Annotated in this window: 17 protein-coding genes; 8 read left to right on the top strand and 9 right to left on the bottom strand. The window is 50.8% G+C overall.

Annotated elements, in window-relative coordinates; all coding sequences use genetic code 11:
- The first annotated feature begins 242 nt into the window (after nucleotides 1–242).
- From SANT_RS21955 to SANT_RS21940, 4 genes are read left to right on the top strand one after another with little or no spacing between them, the layout of a single operon-like run.
- On the top strand, nucleotides 243–1,226 hold the full coding sequence (locus tag SANT_RS21955) for a TRAP transporter substrate-binding protein (protein WP_025424374.1): 984 nt from the start codon (nucleotides 243–245) through the stop codon (nucleotides 1,224–1,226).
- A gap of 8 nt (nucleotides 1,227–1,234) precedes the next feature.
- Nucleotides 1,235–1,735 (top strand): TRAP transporter small permease, encoded by a 501-nt coding sequence (locus tag SANT_RS21950; RefSeq protein WP_025424373.1) that lies wholly within the window; start codon nucleotides 1,235–1,237, stop codon nucleotides 1,733–1,735.
- The gene (locus tag SANT_RS21945; protein ID WP_025424372.1) at nucleotides 1,732–3,018 is read left to right on the top strand and encodes a TRAP transporter large permease; all 1,287 of its coding nucleotides are present in this window, start codon (nucleotides 1,732–1,734) and stop codon (nucleotides 3,016–3,018) included. Before SANT_RS21950 ends, SANT_RS21945 begins: the two co-directional genes overlap by 4 nt.
- Before the next feature lie 24 nt (nucleotides 3,019–3,042).
- Entirely contained in the window at nucleotides 3,043–4,263 is a 1,221-nt protein-coding gene (locus SANT_RS21940; protein WP_025424371.1) for an aspartate aminotransferase family protein, read from the top strand.
- Here the strand turns inward: SANT_RS21940 and SANT_RS21935 are convergent.
- The 5 genes from SANT_RS21935 to SANT_RS21915 all read right to left on the bottom strand — a co-directional run bounded on the left by SANT_RS21935 (nucleotide 4,244) and on the right by SANT_RS21915 (nucleotide 10,935).
- A complete protein-coding gene (locus SANT_RS21935) occupies nucleotides 4,244–5,134 on the bottom strand; it encodes a LysR family transcriptional regulator (protein WP_025424370.1) in 891 nt (296 codons plus the stop codon). The two genes, SANT_RS21940 and SANT_RS21935, sit on opposite strands and share 20 nt — an antisense overlap.
- Nucleotides 5,135–5,384: 250 nt before the next feature.
- Nucleotides 5,385–6,095, bottom strand: coding sequence for an SDR family NAD(P)-dependent oxidoreductase (locus SANT_RS21930; protein WP_025424369.1), 711 nt, complete (start codon nucleotides 6,093–6,095; stop codon nucleotides 5,385–5,387).
- A 261-nt stretch (nucleotides 6,096–6,356) separates the two neighbouring features.
- A complete protein-coding gene (locus SANT_RS21925) occupies nucleotides 6,357–7,730 on the bottom strand; it encodes a hypothetical protein (protein WP_025424368.1) in 1,374 nt (457 codons plus the stop codon).
- A gap of 248 nt (nucleotides 7,731–7,978) precedes the next feature.
- Complete coding sequence (locus SANT_RS21920) at nucleotides 7,979–8,929, bottom strand: Rpn family recombination-promoting nuclease/putative transposase (RefSeq protein WP_040133606.1); 951 nt, start codon at nucleotides 8,927–8,929, stop codon at nucleotides 7,979–7,981.
- Between the two features lie 1,118 nt (nucleotides 8,930–10,047).
- Nucleotides 10,048–10,935 carry a LysR family transcriptional regulator gene (locus tag SANT_RS21915; RefSeq protein ID WP_025424366.1) on the bottom strand — a complete coding sequence of 296 codons (888 nt, stop codon included), beginning with the start codon at nucleotides 10,933–10,935 and terminating at the stop codon, nucleotides 10,048–10,050.
- A gap of 589 nt (nucleotides 10,936–11,524) precedes the next feature.
- Between SANT_RS21915 and SANT_RS24375 the strand changes: the two genes are divergently transcribed.
- The 4 genes from SANT_RS24375 (at nucleotide 11,525) to SANT_RS21895 (ending at nucleotide 14,884) form a co-directional block, all read left to right on the top strand.
- Nucleotides 11,525–12,358, top strand: a complete 834-nt coding sequence (locus SANT_RS24375; protein ID WP_148296378.1) for a hypothetical protein — start codon at nucleotides 11,525–11,527, stop codon at nucleotides 12,356–12,358.
- A gap of 334 nt (nucleotides 12,359–12,692) precedes the next feature.
- Complete coding sequence (locus SANT_RS21905; RefSeq protein ID WP_051440262.1) at nucleotides 12,693–14,048, top strand: lytic polysaccharide monooxygenase; 1,356 nt, start codon at nucleotides 12,693–12,695, stop codon at nucleotides 14,046–14,048.
- A 79-nt stretch (nucleotides 14,049–14,127) separates the two neighbouring features.
- Nucleotides 14,128–14,463 (top strand): phage holin, lambda family, encoded by a 336-nt coding sequence (locus tag SANT_RS21900; protein ID WP_025424363.1) that lies wholly within the window; start codon nucleotides 14,128–14,130, stop codon nucleotides 14,461–14,463.
- Nucleotides 14,447–14,884, top strand: a complete 438-nt coding sequence (locus SANT_RS21895; RefSeq protein WP_025424362.1) for a lysozyme — start codon at nucleotides 14,447–14,449, stop codon at nucleotides 14,882–14,884. The genes SANT_RS21900 and SANT_RS21895 overlap by 17 nt, the downstream gene beginning before the upstream one ends.
- Nucleotides 14,885–15,275: 391 nt before the next feature.
- Here SANT_RS21895 and SANT_RS21890 read toward each other — a convergent pair whose 3' ends face one another.
- The 4 genes from SANT_RS21890 to galB are packed head-to-tail and all read right to left on the bottom strand — an operon-like array spanning nucleotide 15,276 to nucleotide 18,694.
- Nucleotides 15,276–16,145 carry an NAD(P)-dependent oxidoreductase gene (locus SANT_RS21890; RefSeq protein ID WP_025424361.1) on the bottom strand — a complete coding sequence of 290 codons (870 nt, stop codon included), beginning with the start codon at nucleotides 16,143–16,145 and terminating at the stop codon, nucleotides 15,276–15,278.
- On the bottom strand, nucleotides 16,142–17,242 hold the full coding sequence (locus SANT_RS21885; protein WP_025424360.1) for a 4-oxalomesaconate tautomerase: 1,101 nt from the start codon (nucleotides 17,240–17,242) through the stop codon (nucleotides 16,142–16,144). Before SANT_RS21885 ends, SANT_RS21890 begins: the two co-directional genes overlap by 4 nt.
- Before the next feature lies 1 nt (nucleotide 17,243).
- Nucleotides 17,244–17,957, bottom strand: a complete 714-nt coding sequence (locus SANT_RS21880) for a 4-carboxy-4-hydroxy-2-oxoadipate aldolase/oxaloacetate decarboxylase (protein ID WP_025424359.1) — start codon at nucleotides 17,955–17,957, stop codon at nucleotides 17,244–17,246.
- Nucleotides 17,954–18,694, bottom strand: a complete 741-nt coding sequence (gene galB, locus SANT_RS21875; protein WP_025424358.1) for a 4-oxalmesaconate hydratase — start codon at nucleotides 18,692–18,694, stop codon at nucleotides 17,954–17,956. Before galB ends, SANT_RS21880 begins: the two co-directional genes overlap by 4 nt.
- Nucleotides 18,695–18,740: the final 46 nt, after the last annotated feature.

The following is an 18,740-nucleotide window of genomic DNA, read 5'->3' as shown; positions in this document are numbered from 1 at the left end:
CGGTTGACCCTTTCGCCGTATATCCTCCACGCCGGATAAAATTTGTCTCGCTACCCAGACTGCCGCGGCTTTTATCGCGTGCTGGGGAAATCATCTAGGTCGATAGGGGCGCTTGAGAAGACATAGCAAAGGCTGCATAAATTTTTAGCATGCGCCATTAAAACTCTTTATTTCTCATTCCGACCTGTCCACTTTATGCTGGCAACATTCATAACCTAGGCACAAATGTAAGAGGACTCATAATGGCTGCATCCCTGCGTTCTTCACTCCGTCATGGCGCGCTGGCGTTAGCGCTTTGCAGTGCGGGATTTATGGCACATGCCGCGGAAACCCTGCGGCTGGCCCACGCGTCAAGCAGCGACAGTCTGATAAACCAGGCGATGGTCCGTTTCGCCGCCGAGGTCAAGAAACAGTCCCATGACCAATTAGAAATACAGCTATTCCCTGATGGACAATTGGGCGATGAAGGGGCTATCGCTGACGCCACCGGTTCTGGCGCCATTACCATGGGACTGGGCGGGGTAGTGGACGCCATTGATCCTCGATTGAATGCGGTATCGCTGCCTTTTTTGTTCAAGGATGCCGATGCGGTGCATCATTTCCTCGACAGCGCTGAAGGCAAGAAATTTCTCGCCATGGGTGAAGCGCGCGGCTATGTGATGCTGTCAGCGCTGGATTCCGGCTTTCGCCAGTTCGCCACGCAACGCGCTATTACCACACCTGCGGATCTCGCCGGGCTGAAACTCCGCACCCCACCCAACCCTGTCATTCTGGCCACCATCAAACAATTGGGAGGGCTGCCCCAGTCTATTCCCTTTGGTGAAGTCTATACCTCGCTGCAATCGGGGGTGGTTGACGGCGTGGAGCCGGAATTACGTGATTTTAACGATCAGCGCTGGTATGAAGTTGTGAAACATGTCTCGATGGCGAATTATATCTGGTCTGCCAATTTTTGGTTCATGAATAAAGCAGCTTTCGATGGGTTGAGCGCAGAGAATAAACAGGTGCTGGAAAGCGCCGTGGCGGATATCACCCTTTGGTACCGAGCCCAACTCGACCAGGTTTATGCCAACGTAACACAACAACTAAAAGCTAAAAACGTCGTATTCAGTGATGTGGATCGCGCGCAGTTTCTGTCTAAAGTGAGTCCGGTTTATGACCAGTTCAGTAAAGAATGGGGCGCGGATTTCGTCAAGCAGTTGCGCCATGACGCGGCCAGCGAGTAAGGGGCATCATGTCTGAGGTCAACAACCTGGCGGTAAGCGGCCCGCGAATTGTGCTGGCGGCGCTGAAAGTGATGGGTTTGGTGCTGTTTCTTATCACGCTCGGGTCCACGCTGTTGGGCATCGTGGCACGCTATTTCGGTTGGACCGGGTTGGAATGGACCTTTGAAACCGCCGAAATCGCCTTTATCTGGGTCACGTTCATCGGTGCGGTGCTGGCGGAGATGCGCGGCGAAAATGTGCGCTTCACCAGCGCTGTCGCCCTGCTGCCGGCCAAAGCGCGACATTGGTTACAGTTGGTCACGATGTTGGTTCTGCTCGCTATTTGCCTGTGGTTGCTGACGAGCGGTATCGCCGTTTGGCGTTCTTCCGCTTGGGTACCGACACCGGTATTGCGGTTGCCAAACGGCATCATTACGCTCTCACTCCTAAGTTTTGCCGTTTTATTAAGCTTTCTCTCCCTGTGGCGTATTGGCTTCTTTTTCTTTTCACGTGCGGGAGCGGGAAAATGACGGTCATTATCCTCATTTTGGCGTTTCTGATATTGCTGTTGATCGGCGTGCCTATCGCGTGGGCGATCGCCGGCGGCAGCATTGCGGCGCTCATGCTGGGCGATTTTCCCATGCCCATCGCCTGGCTGGCGCAACAGACGATCCGCGGCGCGGATACCTCATCATTAATTGCCATACCGTTGTTTCTGTTCGCAGGGGAATTGATGAACCGGGGCGGATTGACCCATCGCATCATGCAGGTCGCTGAGCATTTATTCGGCCATTTCCGCGGTGGATTAGGTTTGGTGAACGTGGCAACCGCCTTCGTTTACGGCGGCCTAACCGGATCGGCCACCGCCGATACCAGTACGGTGGCCAAAGTCATGATCCCGGTAATGGAAAGCAAAGGCTACCCGCGCGACTTCTCTGCGGCGGTGACGGCGGCATCGGGAACGCTGGGCATTATTGTGCCACCGAGCGTGATCTTATTGTTGTATGGCGTGCTGACCAATACCTCAATCGGCGGTTTATTTGTCGCCGGCATTGTGCCGGGATGCTTATTGGCGTTGGTGTTTATGATCACCGCGTATGCTATCGGCGTTCGCGAACGGTTCCCTCGTCTGGAGGGCCGCTTTCAATTTCGGGTATTCTGGCGCGATTTCCTGGCGGCGCTACCGGCGATGTTCATGCCGGTTTTCGTGTTAGGGGCAATCATTACCGGCTTTGTGACGGCTACCGAAGCGGCGGGGCTGTCCGTGGTTTATGCCCTAGTGGTCGGCGGCGGCTATTACCGGGAATTACGCTGGCGCGACATTTTCCCTGCCATCATCGAGTCGGTTGCCATTACCGGTTCGGTCATGATTATCATGGCGGTGGCGGTACCCTTTGGCTGGTTATTAACCGTCACGCAAGTACCCCATCTTGCCGCACAGTGGATCGCCGATTTGCATGCTGGGCCGCTGATGACGATGTTGTTGATTATTGTGGTGTTAAAAGTGGTTGGGTTCTGGCTCGATCTTGGTCCGGCGATGATTATCCTAGCGCCTATTCTGGTGCCGATTGCCAAACATGCGGGATTCGACACGCTACAAATTGGGCTGATTTTCACGCTAACGCTCGGCTGGGGATTATTCACACCGCCCATAGGCACAAATATCTTCGTGGTTTGCAACGTGGCCAAAATCGATATTGGGCCGGTATCAAGACGTTTAATTCCTTTTTGGTTCGCGACGGCTTTCGCCATTTTATTAGTGGTGATGTTTCCTTCGCTGACCGGGTGGCTCCCTTCTCTTTTAGGCTACTGATTGACAGTGTGTCGGGACAATATGATGAAACATTTAGTTGGTGGAATATCCAGCGCGGGCCGTGCTTTGCCTGAATTTAACGGTCAGCCGTTAATGATTGCCCGTGCGCAAGGGGCCTATTTATGGGATGTCCAGGGCAATGCTTGGCTGGATACGGCGCTGGGGTTCGGCGCAACCTTGCTAGGCCACAATCCTGCTGCGGTGGTTGATGCGGTGTCGCAAACGCTGGGGAAAATGATGATGCCCGCGTTCTCCCATACTCTGGAAGAAGAAGCGGCACGGACGCTGACCCAGTTTACTGGGGAATTGCAGAAAGTCATTTTCGTCAACTCCGGCAGTGAGGCGGTACACCTGGCCTGCCGAGCGGCGCGAGCCTGTACAGGGAAACGGAAAATCGTCAAATTTGCGGCGGGTTATGATGGCTGGTTTGAGCCGGTGGCGTTTGGCAATGCCGGTTCGCTGGATGCACAGATGAACGGCCAACGGCCGGAACGTGACGGCACCCTGCTATTGAAATATAACGACATCGCCGATGTGGATGCCTTGTTTGCCCAGCAGCAAGATATTGCCGCGGTGGTGATCGAACCAGTGATGGCAAATGCAGGCTGTATCGAGCCTGCCGAGGGTTATCTCGCATATCTCGTGGAACAGGCGCACCGCTATGGTGCAAAAGTAATCCTGGATGAAGTGCTCATGGGCTTCCGATTGCATTGCGGCTTAACCGGCCACTTATTCGGCATCGACGCCGATTACGCGACCGTTGGCAAAGCAATCGGTAACGGTAGCGTGGTGGCGGCCCTCATCGGGAAACCGGAGGCGATGGCGGTGTTTGAACAGGGTAAGGCAAGTCATGCAGGCACTTACAATGGCAACCCGCCGGTTTGCGCCGCGGTCATCTCCACGCTTACGGCGCTGCAATCAGCTGATTATACGGCGTTATTAGAGCGCGGTGACCGACTGCGCGCGCAGGTTTGCCAGCAGGTCACTGGGCCACTCAGCAGCAGCGGATACGGTACCGTGTTCACTTTCTGGCCGCACGCCAGCGCGCCGCACGGCTACGATGACGCATTAGCGAAAGTGGATCGCCTGTGGACACGCCAACTGCATTTCCAATTACGCACGCGTCAGGTGCTGATGATGCCGCCGGCGTTTGGGCGCTTTTATCTTTCCTTTAGCCATGATGAGGGCACCGTTGATCGCTTAGCAACCGCCTGTATCGAATCCATCAACGCAGGGCAGGCATAAGCGACGGGGGTGTCTCAGCGAGCGGACGCGCCGCTAGTTCCCGAATAAACTGGGCCAGCCGGCGCGTACCGATATGCGCATCAGCCGGTACTTTAAGCGCGAGATCCAATGCCGGCAGCGCCGGTAGTTGTTCATTCGGACCTAGGATCCGCCAATCATTCGGGATCACCGAGGCAGGTAGGACGGTCACCGCTTGACTAACGCGTACTGCGGTTTGCACACCGGAGAGATGCGATGAGCTACACACAACACGCCAACGAAGCCGCGCCTGCGCCAACGCCGCCAACACCATTGGCCGAGAGCGGCAGCCTTCTGGGAATAACACCAGGGGCAGCACGTTACGAGATTCTGGCGCGCACCCGGGCGCGGTGCACCATAGTTGTGCTTCCTGGCGCAAGAATTCGCCGCTGATATCCCCCGGCAGGCGCGTCAAAATGGCCATTTCCAATAGCCCCGCATCCAGCATTTTCTCCAATTTCAACGAAAGGTCGCTGACTATCTCTATTTGGAACTGGGGATATTTCTGCGAAAAGTTTTCAATCAAAGCGGCGCCAATAGTGCCAAGGTAGTCATCCGGCATGCCGATGCGGATGCGTGTCTTCGCGTCCAGACAACCCAACGCGGCCAGCGTTTCTTCTTCCAAGGCCAGTAGTCGCTGGGCATAACCTATTAATTTTTCACCCGCTTCGGAGAGGGTGATGCCATGACGGGAGCGTTCCAATAACCGCTGGCCGAGCTGTTTTTCAAGCCTGCGCAACATTAAACTCACCGCCGCCTGCGTTTTGCCCAATTGGTTAGCCGCCTGAGTGAAACTGCCGTAGTGGTAGATGGCAAGGAAAGCGGCTAAGGTATCGGTGTCGAGATGGCGCATAGGTTCCTCCTGCGGAAGTATTGCAAGTATGCAAAATTGATTCCAAATTGAGAATTGATGGATTTATTATGAAAATCATCACCACACCGACCCGCCTCTTCTGCTAACCCGGCTCGCTTGTTTATAGCCAGAAATCGAGCGGTGCGCAACCGCCCGCGCCCGCCGCCAAAGGTTCAGCTTCGCGCCCTGCTGTGACGGCGTCACGTATTATCCATACTCTTCAATTCTAATTAACGTCTTCACCCTTGTCTTACCAAGGCACCGTACGACCGCGATAATCAAGGTACTCCAGACCTGGCTTTCCTTGTTTCTCCAATAAGACACTCACCAAGCTGGGAATAGCGTCCTCTATTGTCAACGGGGCTTCAGGTCCCCCTAATGCGGTGCGGATCCATCCAGGGGCCATCACCGCCAGCGCACGTCCGTTACCAGACTGACGTGCTGCGAAACTTCGCATAAACATATTCAATGCGGCTTTACTGCCTCGATACAGTTCGCGTTGACCGGTTTCGTTATTACTGATGCTGCCCTGCCCCGAAGACATCACACCGATTAGGCCCGAAGCAGAGACATAATTTTCTAAGCTTTCGATTACACGCATCGGCGCCAGAGAATTGGTCAGCATAACCTCAATGAATTCCTCGGTGGACACGTCGCCAATTGTTTGTGTCGGATCCTTATTGGTGGTACCTGCGTTGACAAATAACATCTCAAAAACTGCACCTGTCAACTGATTCTGCAGTGCGTTAAGTTGTACGGCGTCGCAGATATCAAGCTCTTCAATCCTAACCCGGTCACCATATTGCCCCGCCAGCTCATGCAGCAGCGTTTTCGCGTGCTTGTCACGAACCGTGCCTACAATGTTCCATCCATGTTTGAGAAACTCAACGGCCATTGCGTAACCAAGCCCGCGCGAAGCGCCAACCAACAACACAGTTTTGGGTGTTTCAGTTGTTAGCATAGATTAACCCTCAGACAAAATGGAGATGCGTTCTGCGCCTATAACATCAGGGGCATCATTGAAAACTATACCGGCGCACGTTGCCGGGCGGAAGACGCATCAGCTGCATTGATAACCTGCACTAAACGCCATACTTGACGTTAAACATCCGCCGGACTGGGGTAAAATTACCAGCGTGGTCAAATGAGAAATGGATAGTCTGAATATATCAGTTGCGCAATTATCGGCATTGTACCGGTTCAATTTATGATCAACAATCTATTAAAGCGAGGAACTCATGGATAAAACAGCATCAGGCTCCTCCAATTCTGATAATATTCCACCTTTGAGTCGGTTGATCTTTAGTAATAAATCTTTTTGCATTTTTAATTCCGCCTTATACATTGAGACATCTCTTTCCATTTTGGCCGTTTTTGTCGCATAATCTATAAAACTTTCTTTTATGCGCAAAGTGTTATTGCCGTTTTCAGCGCGCACTACTCCTCGACCCAATACTGTTTTCATCTCATCGAGAGCGGCATCGGCATCTCGGACACTTGATGCTGCGAGTTCTCGGGCCGCGCGCACGTTTTCTCTCATTTGTTCCAAACGCTGCGACAATTGTTGTAGAAGGGTAACTTTATCCAGACCCTCTGTCGTTTCAGCCGTCGTCGGGTCTGTTTCATCCATCTCAGTGATGTCTGACGCGGCAGGCACTTGCACTGCGTGGTCCGCATTAATCGACATTATTTCTGTCCCGCCACGCGTCATTTCATTCACGCTAGCGACGTTTTCTATCGAAGAATGGTCAATAGAGGCAATGCCCTGTAGCGTCCCCTCACTGTCAAACGACGAAAATACCCTTGATCTCAGCGTTTCCGATAGGTCGGCAGCGCCTTTGAGAAGACCATTGGTAACAGCTTCATTCGGTCTTCCACCGGATTCAATCGCCGCAGCGCCTAAACAAGAGGCTGCTACTGCCAATGCCGTGGTGGTGATGACGAAGGCCACGATCCCTGATGACGGCATGACATCTTTCTCTGCATTTTTGCTAAGTCCTTGTTGTTGTCCGTCTGAAATGTAATCATTAATAGTATCATTTTCTTTCTCAGCCGTGATTCTGGCCAAATGCGCTAATTGGTTAATTACCGTGAGTTGCGCTTCACTAGGTTCGATTTTTACAAAATCCTTTATCATGCCAGTCATTTTTCGTTGGATAAACTTCTCTAAACTCACCCCGAAATTATCCCCCTGCCCAACCGCGGTGTGCATAGCCCGCTTCGCCTCTTCAAGTATGCTGGTCAAATAGTTGGCAAAACTGGAATACATTAATATATTATGATAGAAGTGGTTAAACTTAACTTCCAGACTATGGATATTGTCAAATTCTCGCAGCTGCATATCTTCATAAATTTTCATGATGGCATCGACGCTCCTATCTGTCTTATTCGCGGCAGATTTAATGGCTTCGAGCATACCAAGATAGGTACTATACTTAATACCAGACCGTATAACCGGTTGTAATTTGGCTGCAATATTTAACGCCGCAGACGATTCTCTTTCTGTATATTCGACTACCGTCATACGTCCCGAAAAATAGCGCGCCAAGCCTATTTCTTCTTTGGTCGAATCTTTATTATATTGATTGTCGGTCATAGAATTCCCTCCTTTAAATAGTCGCAATCCTTAAGTCTTCTTAGTTAATTAATTGAATCGGAATGTAGTAGATGATGAGCGTTGACATACACCCCTTAGTGTAAAGACCCGCTTAGTGGGATAGCTATACGGCATTGGCCTATCTGGGGCGAAATAAAGAGAAAATCACTCTAATGATACAATAAACCTACTTTCAGCTCATAATATGGCCTTCTCTTGCTCATTACTGTGTAACTTAAAACTGCAGCTTACGGCTTTAGCCATGCCGCGTCCAACTCATTATCAGACAGACCGGTAGAACGTTTTGTCACTTCTCGTTCTATGCCGCTGTTGATAAGCTGGCGAGCTATGTCAAGGCGCATTTCTTGACGGCCGAGAAGGAGCCCCTTCTGCTCGCCAAGCTCAAGGCCTTTTTGCAACCCCTCTTGTATCCCTTTTTGCAATCCCTTCGCTTCAAGCTGTTGTGCAATCGTCATAATGTCCTCCTGATAATCCGTTGCTTTCTCGGCCATCGCCCGCAGAAACTCTTCCGCGGCCGACGTCTCTCCCTGCATGACAATATAATAGACCAGACTGCGAAACTGGGCCGCCGATAGCGGCCAACGTTTAGACAACCTGGCGATGTCATTTACCATCTCCAGCACATCCCGCGTTCGGATATGCTTTTGCACCAACTCCAGCAGCGCCATGCGTCGGTGGGTCAGGATTTCATCATCCGGCATCGCCGTGATATCCACCAGCGGGAACGCCTGCATATACACCGATTCTGCCAGCTCAGGGTCGGCAAAGCAATCCAGCCAACGCGTGGTGTACGGATAGGGCGACGAACGCCCATGGTAAAACAGCAGCGGCACCACCACCGGCAATTGTTCGTGCCCCTGATCAAGGTGCTGCTGCATCGCCGCCAGGCTGTAGCGAAGCATACGCTGCGGCATCAGCTTCTCAGGGCGCGACTGATGCTCTATCAGGCAGTAGATATACCCTTCCCCGCTCGCGGTTTTCACCGAGTACAGCATATCGGAAAGCTGGCTGCGTAAGTTCTCCTCGACGAAACTGGCCGGCGCTATCGCCAGCGTTCGCAGATCGCATTGACGGCAAATTGTCGCCGGCAAATGGATAGCCAAAAAATCCCGCGCCACGGCGATATCCCCGAGGAACCGTTTAAACAACGCGTCGTGCTGGCAATTAACCTGTAATATAGCGCCTCCCTGGCAAAATTCCGCCGCATCATAGCGCCCGCGATCCGTGAAAACTATACTGGTGCAACTAACCCCGCCCAAATTCCCTTACGGCTCAAGGAACAAGAGGGAGGCGTTTTTGCCGGTCCCCTTGTCCAAAAGTACCCTTGTCTTTATCCCATGCTCGTTTTACAGACAAGGAATGATCTTCCAACTACCTCAACATGATTTAGCTCCACTCAGTGAGTCCCGCGCCGGCACAACCGTAAACGGCGTTACCAGCGGCCGCTGTCATTTAAGCCGCATGCGTGAATACTCGAGGGTTTGGTGACAACACATTTTGCAGCGCTTTAATGATAACGCTACGACACACTCGACGGCATCCCTCCGATACCGAGGCAGCTAGTTGTAATGCATTTATTTTCAAAGCGTTTGAAATGACCGAATGAAAATAAGCTCACGATAGACTTTACACGCTCGGGATCGCCATAGATCATCCGCTTGGCGAGCCGGCTAATGGCAACTTAAGCGATGAATTTTTTAAGCACTCATTGTTTCTTGTCAATGGATAATGCTCAGGAAACACCGGAGTGCTGGCGGGAGGAATATAACGATGACAGGGCAAATTCTTCACTCAATGACGTAACTTGGGCATAATTTTCACGATCTCATCCAAAGCGGAAAATCTCTAAACAAATCGAGGTGAGGATAGAGGAAGAGGTTACTATGCGATAACCTCTATGGGGCAACGCACACGAATTAAAGATTGAGGTCAGTGGCAGGATCAGGCAACATTCCAATTAACCGCATGTTCTATTACGATGCTTTAAGCAACGGATCCTCAAGAAAAAAAGCGGGCGCAGTCAAACTGACCTGAATTACCGCAGTGTTGCAGACCATCAGCACGCCGATGCTGTCACTGCCAAAAGGTAGACAGAATAAGTAACATTTCGCGCCCAGAAGCTATGAAATTGATCGCCTTGAACAGAACTAAATAAGCTAATTAGTATAGTCCGAAACATTTTATAGAACGAGAGATATCAGACGAGTCATGTCAAGAGTAAAATGCCTAACATTATCGAGATTTCAAATATTATCATTTAGGAATTTAACTTTGTGTTAAAACACTAAAATTTCATTTATGATGCCATCCCCACATTCTGCTGGATAGTAAATTCATCTCGAAGGTTCTTAAGAATCTCTTCTTGTTCCTTCAAACAATAAATATATGCTTTTAGCTTTGGAAAAGAGGGATCTATGTTGTAATCAACCTCTCCACAAAGAGAGTGCTTTTTTTTATAAAACGAGGCCATGGATTCACTCATCAGACCAACCGCATCGCCATTTTCAATTAAGAAAAGATAATTTTCAACATCATCGACAATGATGACCTGAATAGTCGAAGAGAGGGTAATGATTTTCCTGTGTGCGATTTTGATATAGCTATCGTGGAAGCCATTTTTAGGAATAATAATTGGAAGGCTTTTCATATCGCCGAGTTGGGTATACGCAATACCTTTAGCCATAAGATAACAAATAGGTTCACTGTAAAACTCCGTTGAAATGATGTTACTTTCGCTCATTTCTCTATGTGAGATTACCGCCTGAATTTCTCCTGAACACAATGATTCAAATGAATTACAAGCGTCGCTAGAGCAATATGATATGCTCTCGATATTTTTTCTATTGTTAATCAATAAGTCAAACATAAAAGGGTTGATATTCTCCACCCCTATCATAATACTTTTTTTTATAATCAATCGGTTGTTTTTCTGAGAAAATATTTCTTCTAATTCAGATATTTTTGCATAATAAGGGATGATTTTTTCGTAAAGCTCCCGTCCTTTTTTGGTTAGCGTAAAATTATGCTCAGTACGGTGGAATAGCTTGTACCCCAACTGCTCCTCGAAAATCTTTATCCTTCTTGATATAGGGGAGGAAGTAACGAAGAGAGTTTCAGATGCTTTCTTGAGGGACTTTTCTCTAGCCAGTACTATGAAACACTTTAGATTAGAAGAAAAAAACATACATCCTCCTTATGGGAAGTTCGCGTCAGTTTCGTGAGTTGAAATATTAACATACCACACAAATATCATTATTAATAATAAAGAAAGCAAAATTTTATAATATTTCTCAAGTTAATCAATATGATGCTAATTTTTGAAACGTGGTTTTAAAATTTATTGTTGCGATTTCATTCAACACAACGCAGGATTAGAAATTTCCCATGGAAGTACTTTCGATAACTCATACTTGAAAGTTCGCGAAGCGGAACGCCTCTTCAAGAGGTTTATTCACTGTTCATTGAAATCCAAGAATTAGAACACTCCGTGGTAGCAGCATGCTAGTGATAGTGAATAGCCCCCCTTGGCTATGTCTGTTGTTTCTCAGTTCTCGTTTTAGGGTTTTAATTTTAAGGACGAAAACTTCAGATTCATTCAATCAGTTACCAATTACGTTATCTGAGAATGCAATAATTGAAATTGATTATAACACCTGTACAAGTAAAACTAAGTCATGCAAAGCAATCCGCTGCAGAAAATGGCTTTACTTCACTGAGCTCTTGCGCCGTGAAAAGCAAGGTTACGTAATAACTCTGATCGTACAAAAGGTGTGATGATGCCCAATACAATAAAATCATTACGGAGTAATGAGAATAAACTTGCCATGGGATTTTGTCAGAACGGGTCTTCAGAATCAGAGCAGGGCTATAAACTTGGCAGATCAAACGAGATGACTCTGTCGAATATACCTGTGCGATACCATGCACCTGCTGTAGCCTTTATGAATTTTTCTCACCAAGCTGGTCGTAACCTTGATTCCAAGCAGTATAAAGGCACAGCAGACATACTTTTTCATCTCATCGCTCTGATTTATGCACAGTGCCGTAAAGTGCTTATTTTTCTCGACGCTTCTGATGCACCAATTACTCTACTTAGCCAGTCTGATGTGACGCTGGGAAATCGCATCATAATACTGCCCAAGCAATACATTATTGACGATTTGGATAATGATTTGGCACAGGCCGCGATCACTGCTAAAGATAATCAGGCCGTTATCTCCAGAGAGTTGAAGAGGAAGAAAAATTATTTCCCATCTCAGAGCACAAATTTCATCTACATTATAGCGCCAGGATCCCCCTATTTTTTATTCCGGGGCGGAAATATAGTCTCGATATCAGCATACTTGACGATAATTACGATTACATTGCTCCACAATTTTATAATCAGGGCAGCGACGGTATTGACGTCGATGGTGTGGGCTGGCTTGTGCAGAATAATGACAGCCAGAGAGAAAATTTTATGTACTTCCCGAGAGGGAATCTGGTCTCCAGTCCCGATAGTTTTGGCAAAATTCCTTATGACAAATTTTTTGTCTACCCGCCAGCGAACAAGATTGCCGCGACTACTACTTATGTCGTTAACCGCCAAAATATCCGTAACACACTGAGGCGACCCGAAAAGGCAGGCATGGGCATTCTTAGCTTGATGAGCTGGTCCGAAAACTAAGACGCCAGATTTACCAAAGATGGCAAATTCCCTGCCTGGGAGTTCCTCAATCGCTATGGCTATCTCGCTGGCGATGGCACGGTCCCGGGACCTGAGCCGGAATATGCGCAGTGAGCGACAAGTGTCCGCTATAGCGAGGGCGATCACATTTATTGGCAGTCAGAAGGCCATGCCTGCGTGATGGAACATTTCTCCAATATTTACTGGTCACCGGATTTAGCCACGACCTGCTGACAGCAGGCCGCAATTAATTAACCACAACAGGAGTAAATGCAATGACAACCACCATTATCAGCACCAAAAAGAACGGACCGGGTTTACGCCACGGACATGTTTCCACTCCAGAGTCCCGTGCGTATTTTGCCTGGCAAGAAGGTCGACTCAATTCCGGGCAACTCAATCAACGGGAAGCCGGTAAGTTCTTCCCTGCCACCGCCAGTGGCCTGACCGATAGCGTTGCTCCAACGGATTCGACAAATATGCTTCCGCCTCCGGATGGCAAAATCGCTAGCGCCAATCAAGGCGATGGTGAATTCCTCGACGAACCGGGCACACACTGGAAAAAGCACAGCGTGGAATCCGCCGAGCTGTTGAAAGTGACCTGGTATTACTCTGCGCCGCACGCTACTCGCCGCTGGAATTATTTCATTACCCGTGAAGGTTGGAACCCGAACATGCCGCTAAGTCGTGCACAGTTTGAGGATAAGCCTTTCTATAAGGTTGAACTGGAAGAGCAGCCTTTCTGGAGCCATGCCGCTGCGTTGAATCCACCGAATCCGACCGAACATTTGGTGATGTTACCTCAGCGTTCCGGCTATCATGTGCTATTGGCCGTATGGGAAGTAGCCAATACCGGCAATGCGTTCTATCAGGTGATTGATCTGGACTTTATCGGAGACGTCAGCCCAACCACGCCTGTCGCGCCCGGCGGATTACGTGCGTCAGCCAGCACCACCAGCAGTATTACGCTGAAATGGAACGCCGCAGCCTCTGCAGCCGAATATCGCCTCTATCGCAATAACACGCTGATCTATTCTGGCGACCAATTGAGTTTTACCGACAACGGCTTGCCGGAAAATACAACCTATAGTTATGCTGTCAGCTCGGTCAACGAGGCCGAGGTTGAATCTGCTTTCAGTCAGCCAATTACTGCTTCCACCAGTAGCGATGTCAATCCGGACACGCCGCCTACAGCACCGACCCATCTCCACAGTATGGGCATTACGACGAACAGCGTCAGCCTGATGTGGGGCGCATCAAGCAGCAGCGTTAAGCTGAACGGGTACTTGGTTTACCGTGACGGAAATGAAATAGCCCGTGTCAATGTTGCTCAACTGAGCTACACCGATACCGGATTGCGACCCGCAACCGCTTACCGCTATTTCGTTGTGGCCGAGGATATTCAGGGCCAGCTGTCTGGGACGAGCAATGTGCTTTCCGTCTCAACTGATAAAGATGAGGATGATAGCGGCGGCGGCACGTATCCACATTGGATCCTGGGTGAGACCTACCATGCCGGAGACATTGTCAGCCATAACGGTAAAAACTGGGTAAGTTATGTGACCCACGTCGCTCACTCGCCTGACTGGGCACCGGGCCTGGCACTTTCGTTGTGGTACGAGTTGATCTGAATCTGACTTAAAACTGATAATCCCTGGCCAGAGGTTTCTGGCCAGTATTCAGTTTCGCTTAAGTTATCTAAGGTAAACAATGTCAACTGTCATTCCCATTATTATTGCTCATTGCTCTGCATGGGTTGTTGATTATTTACCGACGGTATTTTCATCTATTTCCTCTCTGCTAATTGCTTTTTTTATGGGGATTTACGATGGAAAAGCGGTCTGGAAAACCATGGCGGAAGCATTTATATGCGGCATCTTTACCTTGTCGATTTCCGGCTCACTGGAACAACTCGGACTCCCTGACAATGCGGTCAATTTGCTCGGTGGGATTATTGGTTTTGTCGGCGTTGAAAAATTAAGAATTTTGATTGAAGGAAAATTGTATAAACGCTTGGGGGTAAAATCTGATGAAAATAAGCCATGATGGAGTGATATTTATTCGGAAAGAAGAGGGTGAAAGATTAAACGCCTACCTGGATATTGCGGGGATTCCAACTATCGGCGTCGGCCATACCGGATATGTTAATGGTATGCCAATTGCTAAAAATACGCTTATTTCGACAGAAAAATCGATGGAGCTATTGAAGAAAGATTTAGAGACCGTTGAACAGGCGATTGAAAAAAATGTAACCGCGCCACTCTCGCAAAATCAATACGATGCACTTTGTAGTTTGATCTTCAATATTGGCGCAGGCGCTTTTGCCGGTTCATCGGTAAAGCGTAAACTGAACGCCCACGATTATAAAGGCGCGGCAGACGCCTTCCTGATGTGGAAATGGGCAGGCAACGCTAATGACGCGCTATTGTCTCGCCGGGAAAGGGAGCGACAACTATTTCTGTCTTAAGCAATGATCTTCCAACGACCTCACCATGATTTAGCACCACTCAGTGAGTCCCGCGCCGGCACAACCGTAAACGGCGTTACCATCAGCCGCTGTGATTTAAGCCGTCATGCAAAGAAAACTCGAGGGTTTGGTGGCTATCTACTTCGTGATGCTTTGTCGCGCGCGTCAAAAAGGCACCATGGGGCCCACTGGCGGCAAAAATCGAGGTGCGGCTTTTGGCGGGAGCCTGTTCGGCACTGGGACGAGCGACGAGACGGGCTAGTGTTCGGCATGGATGCCAGCGACTCGGCAAAATGCTGTTCGGCATTGGGGCGAGCGACGAGACGGCTACTGCTTGATATTGATGCCAGCGGCATAGCGGCCACCCGCGCGCAGGGTGGCGTTTAGTTCCTCATTGCAATTCGTCAGCCAGCGTTTGCCAATCAAACGGCTCCTGGTGGCAATATACAAGGCCTTTCGTCGCCATTTTTTGCGGCAGTTGCCGTTGGCTGGTCGCGGTCGCTTGGCTCATAACAGCGCCGGTTCCCACCTCTCGCAATGTTTTAACCACCTCCTCCATTTCCTGGCTGCGTCGGATCCCGTGTTGTGCCACACGGCTAATCAGATAGCCGGGAAACGCACCGTTCCAGCCAAGACTGGGAAAGCTGGCGTGCAGGGCCGCCAGGACGTCTTTCTCCACGCCATACTGCCGCGCAGCGAACAGGCACTCGGTCGTCAGCGCTTCTAGGCCCTTAATGATGACGCTACGACACATTTTGACGGCGGAGACTTTGCCTAGCGTAGCGTCACCAAATTGAGCCTTCAATCCCAGACCCTGCAGACGGGACGTCAAGTGCTGCGCCTGTGGTCCCCCTATCAGCAACGGGGTACGCAAACGCGCCGGCGGAACCGGCGCCATTACGGCCACTTCTACAAATATGCCAGGAAGAAAAAACGCCGCCGCCTGTCGTTTGGTCTCGGGTGCCACCGAGTTAAGGTCAAGAAAGAATTGCCCTTCCCGCAAACGCGCCCCGCTTTGCTGTGCCACGTCCAATGCCGAATCCGCCGTAACGGTGGAGAAAATGAGCGTCGCATTTTCTATCGCCTCCGCGAGCGACGCGGCCGCGCGTACGCCAGCGCGGCGTGCCTTATCCAGCATTGTTTCACGCTCAGCGCCGTCCAATTTGCAATCCCACACTATGACCGGATGGTTCTTCGCCAGATCGGCGGCGAGGATCCCCCCCGCTTCACCATAGCCGATAAAGGTTATCTTTTCCGTCATAGCGGCCTCTCGTTCGGCCAGATCTTGCTGGGGATATAGACCTCACCGGAAAAAAGCAATCTGGCGGTGCGAACCAGCCCACAGCCGGCCAGTTCGCCCTCGGCGTCATGGCGCAAGACAACGCTGAATTCACCCGTGGGATGTTCTACGCTGAGCGTTTGTTGCCCGTCGCTGTTGGGAGTATCGACACGGGCGAGGCCTTCCGTCACCGATCCTGGAATCAGGCAGGCGCTTGCCACACTGACGGCGCCAAATACGCCGATGGAAGCATGACAGCGGTGAGGAATAAAGGTTCTGCTACTGATGGCGCCGCCGTGACGCGGTTCGGCAATCAGCGTCATTTTCGGCACCGTACGCTGCGCGACATCGCCCAAATTCATCTGTGGCCCCGCCTGAAGGCGTATCGATTCCAGCCGTCGCTTAAGTTCTTCATCGCCGTCCAGTTCTTCGCGCGTTTCATAGCCGGTACGGTCGACATCGCGCGCCCGGAGCAGAATAACCGGCATGCCATTATCGATACAGGTCACACTGATACCATCAAATCGATCGGCGGCATGCCCGGTGGGCAACAGGGCACCGCAGCTCGAACCGGCTACATCGAGAAAATTGAGCAAAATCTTGCTTGCGGTACCCGGCACGCCATCAATGCGCGTTTCGCCGTCATACACAACGCCCTGGTTATCGCAGGGCACGTCAGCGATGGCGATCTGCCCCGTATTTTCCATATAGATGCGAACCTGAGAAATCGGCGATGCGCCACGCACCATGCCTCTTTCTAAAGCAAACGGCCCTACCGCGGCTAAAATATTGCCGCAGTTCTGACCGTAATCGACGCTGGCCTTATCCACATTGACCTGGGCAAAGAGGTAATCGACATCCGCCTCCGGGCGTGCAGACGCACGGATAATCGCCACTTTGCTGGTTAACGGATCAGCGCCGCCGATGCCGTCTATCTGACGGATGTCAGGCGACCCCATCACCGCCAGCAGTACCGCATCACGCTGTGCCCGATCTTCGGGCAGATCGTCCGCCAGGAAACACGCCGCTTTAGACGTGCCCCCGCGCATCAGAAGGCAACGAATTGCACGCTGTGCCATATTAGCTCTCCGCTTCGTCTGCCGAATCGAAATAACGTAGCCCTTTTTCCGCCAGGCGTGGACGCATGGCATAAATATCCAGGCCAAGTTCGCCATTGTGCAGCCGCTCACGTTTCGCCGTTTCGTTGGCCATACGACTCTCGGCACGCGTCAGTACCGTGCCAACCTCAGCATGGCGGACAACGACCACACCGTCATCATCGGCAACGACCACATCGCCGGGATTGACCAGTTGGCCGCCGCAAATGATGGGAATATTCACCGATCCAAGGGACTCCTTTACGGTCCCTTGGGCATGGACATGCCGCGACCAAACCGCAAACCCCATGTCGCGCAACGTTTGCGAATCACGAATGCCGATATCCCCGACCAGACCTACGACGCCGCGGGCCTGCAACGAGGTCGCCAGCAGATCACCAAAAAAACCGTCGCCGCAGGGCGAGGTTGGAGCTACCACCAGGATATCTCCCGCCTGGCATAGCTCCACGGCGACGTGGAACATCCAGTTATCACCGGGTGTAACCAATACCGTGACGGCATTCCCCGCGCGGGTCAGCCCTTGCTGAATCGGGCGGATCCCGTGGTGCAACAGACCTTCGCGATTCTGTGCCTCATGAATGGTCGCCACCCCTGCCGTTGCGAGTTTTTCTATCATTCCGTGTTCCGCGCGCGGGATGTGACGAATGGCGATACCCTTCTTATTGAGTAGGCTCATGCTAAATTCTCCGTCACGCGAGGGAATATACTTTGGAACCCTTCTGCGTGTGTAATGGCACGCGTCGCGGTAATTCCTACGTTACGTTTTGCCTGCACGCCGCGCTGCAGCGCCACGCGGGTGTAGTATTCCCACAGATGCTCCTGGCCCTGCATGCACTGTATGGCCTGATATTTTTGTTGCCAAACGCCGGAGATATCCAACAACACATCCGGTTTCCAGCTGCATTGTTCAGGCTGATGCGGTTCAAAACAGTACACCGGCGGCGCCTCGACGACTTTTTCACCCGGAAGATACCCCTCTGCCTGAGCGATAATGCGTGCTTCCTGCGCCAGATTTGACGCCAGGGGATGGTCATAGTTGTAAGGGTCATGCATAGAATGCGTCAGCACAAAATGGGGTTGGATGCGTCGGTACACATCCGCCAGGCGGAATAATGTCTCTTTGTCCGCCCGCAGGGGATAATCGCCAATGTCGAAAAACTCTACCGTCGCGCCAAGAATATCCGCTGCGGCTTGCGCCTCTTTTTGACGATGCGCTTTAACTTTATCCTCGGTCATATTTCCTTTACGCCACAGTTTGGCCGATTCACCGCGCTCACCGAAAGACAAGCAAACGATGTGAACCTGATAACCCTGCTGGGCATGCAACGCTATGGCACCGCCGGAACGCCAGACAAAATCGGCCGAGTGAGCGCTGACGACGAGGGCACTTTTCGGGGTAATCGAAGAAGACATATTTACTACCTCAGTTGTTGTTTTTGCCAGCATGGCATGGACTGAG

Origin of the sequence: Sodalis praecaptivus, assembly GCF_000517425.1 — a bacterium.
GTDB classification, from domain to species: Bacteria; Pseudomonadota; Gammaproteobacteria; order Enterobacterales; family Enterobacteriaceae; genus Sodalis_A; species Sodalis_A praecaptivus.
This window is presented reverse-complemented; position numbering and strand designations above follow the sequence as displayed.

What these genes read in the sequence shown, in the direction of transcription:
- SANT_RS21955 (WP_025424374.1), top strand. Translation starts at nt 243, where the DNA reads ATGGCTGCATCCCTGCGTTCTTCACTCCGTCATGGCGCGCTGGCGTTA.
- SANT_RS21950 (WP_025424373.1), top strand. Translation starts at nt 1,235, where the DNA reads ATGTCTGAGGTCAACAACCTGGCGGTAAGCGGCCCGCGAATTGTGCTG.
- SANT_RS21945 (WP_025424372.1), top strand. Translation starts at nt 1,732, where the DNA reads ATGACGGTCATTATCCTCATTTTGGCGTTTCTGATATTGCTGTTGATC.
- SANT_RS21940 (WP_025424371.1), top strand. Translation starts at nt 3,043, where the DNA reads ATGAAACATTTAGTTGGTGGAATATCCAGCGCGGGCCGTGCTTTGCCT.
- SANT_RS21935 (WP_025424370.1), bottom strand. Translation starts at nt 5,134, where the DNA reads ATGCGCCATCTCGACACCGATACCTTAGCCGCTTTCCTTGCCATCTAC.
- SANT_RS21930 (WP_025424369.1), bottom strand. Translation starts at nt 6,095, where the DNA reads ATGCTAACAACTGAAACACCCAAAACTGTGTTGTTGGTTGGCGCTTCG.
- SANT_RS21925 (WP_025424368.1), bottom strand. Translation starts at nt 7,730, where the DNA reads ATGACCGACAATCAATATAATAAAGATTCGACCAAAGAAGAAATAGGC.
- SANT_RS21915 (WP_025424366.1), bottom strand. Translation starts at nt 10,935, where the DNA reads ATGTTTTTTTCTTCTAATCTAAAGTGTTTCATAGTACTGGCTAGAGAA.
- SANT_RS24375 (WP_148296378.1), top strand. Translation starts at nt 11,525, where the DNA reads ATGATGCCCAATACAATAAAATCATTACGGAGTAATGAGAATAAACTT.
- SANT_RS21905 (WP_051440262.1), top strand. Translation starts at nt 12,693, where the DNA reads ATGACAACCACCATTATCAGCACCAAAAAGAACGGACCGGGTTTACGC.
- SANT_RS21900 (WP_025424363.1), top strand. Translation starts at nt 14,128, where the DNA reads ATGTCAACTGTCATTCCCATTATTATTGCTCATTGCTCTGCATGGGTT.
- SANT_RS21895 (WP_025424362.1), top strand. Translation starts at nt 14,447, where the DNA reads ATGAAAATAAGCCATGATGGAGTGATATTTATTCGGAAAGAAGAGGGT.
- SANT_RS21890 (WP_025424361.1), bottom strand. Translation starts at nt 16,145, where the DNA reads ATGACGGAAAAGATAACCTTTATCGGCTATGGTGAAGCGGGGGGGATC.
- SANT_RS21885 (WP_025424360.1), bottom strand. Translation starts at nt 17,242, where the DNA reads ATGGCACAGCGTGCAATTCGTTGCCTTCTGATGCGCGGGGGCACGTCT.
- SANT_RS21880 (WP_025424359.1), bottom strand. Translation starts at nt 17,957, where the DNA reads ATGAGCCTACTCAATAAGAAGGGTATCGCCATTCGTCACATCCCGCGC.
- galB (WP_025424358.1), bottom strand. Translation starts at nt 18,694, where the DNA reads ATGTCTTCTTCGATTACCCCGAAAAGTGCCCTCGTCGTCAGCGCTCAC.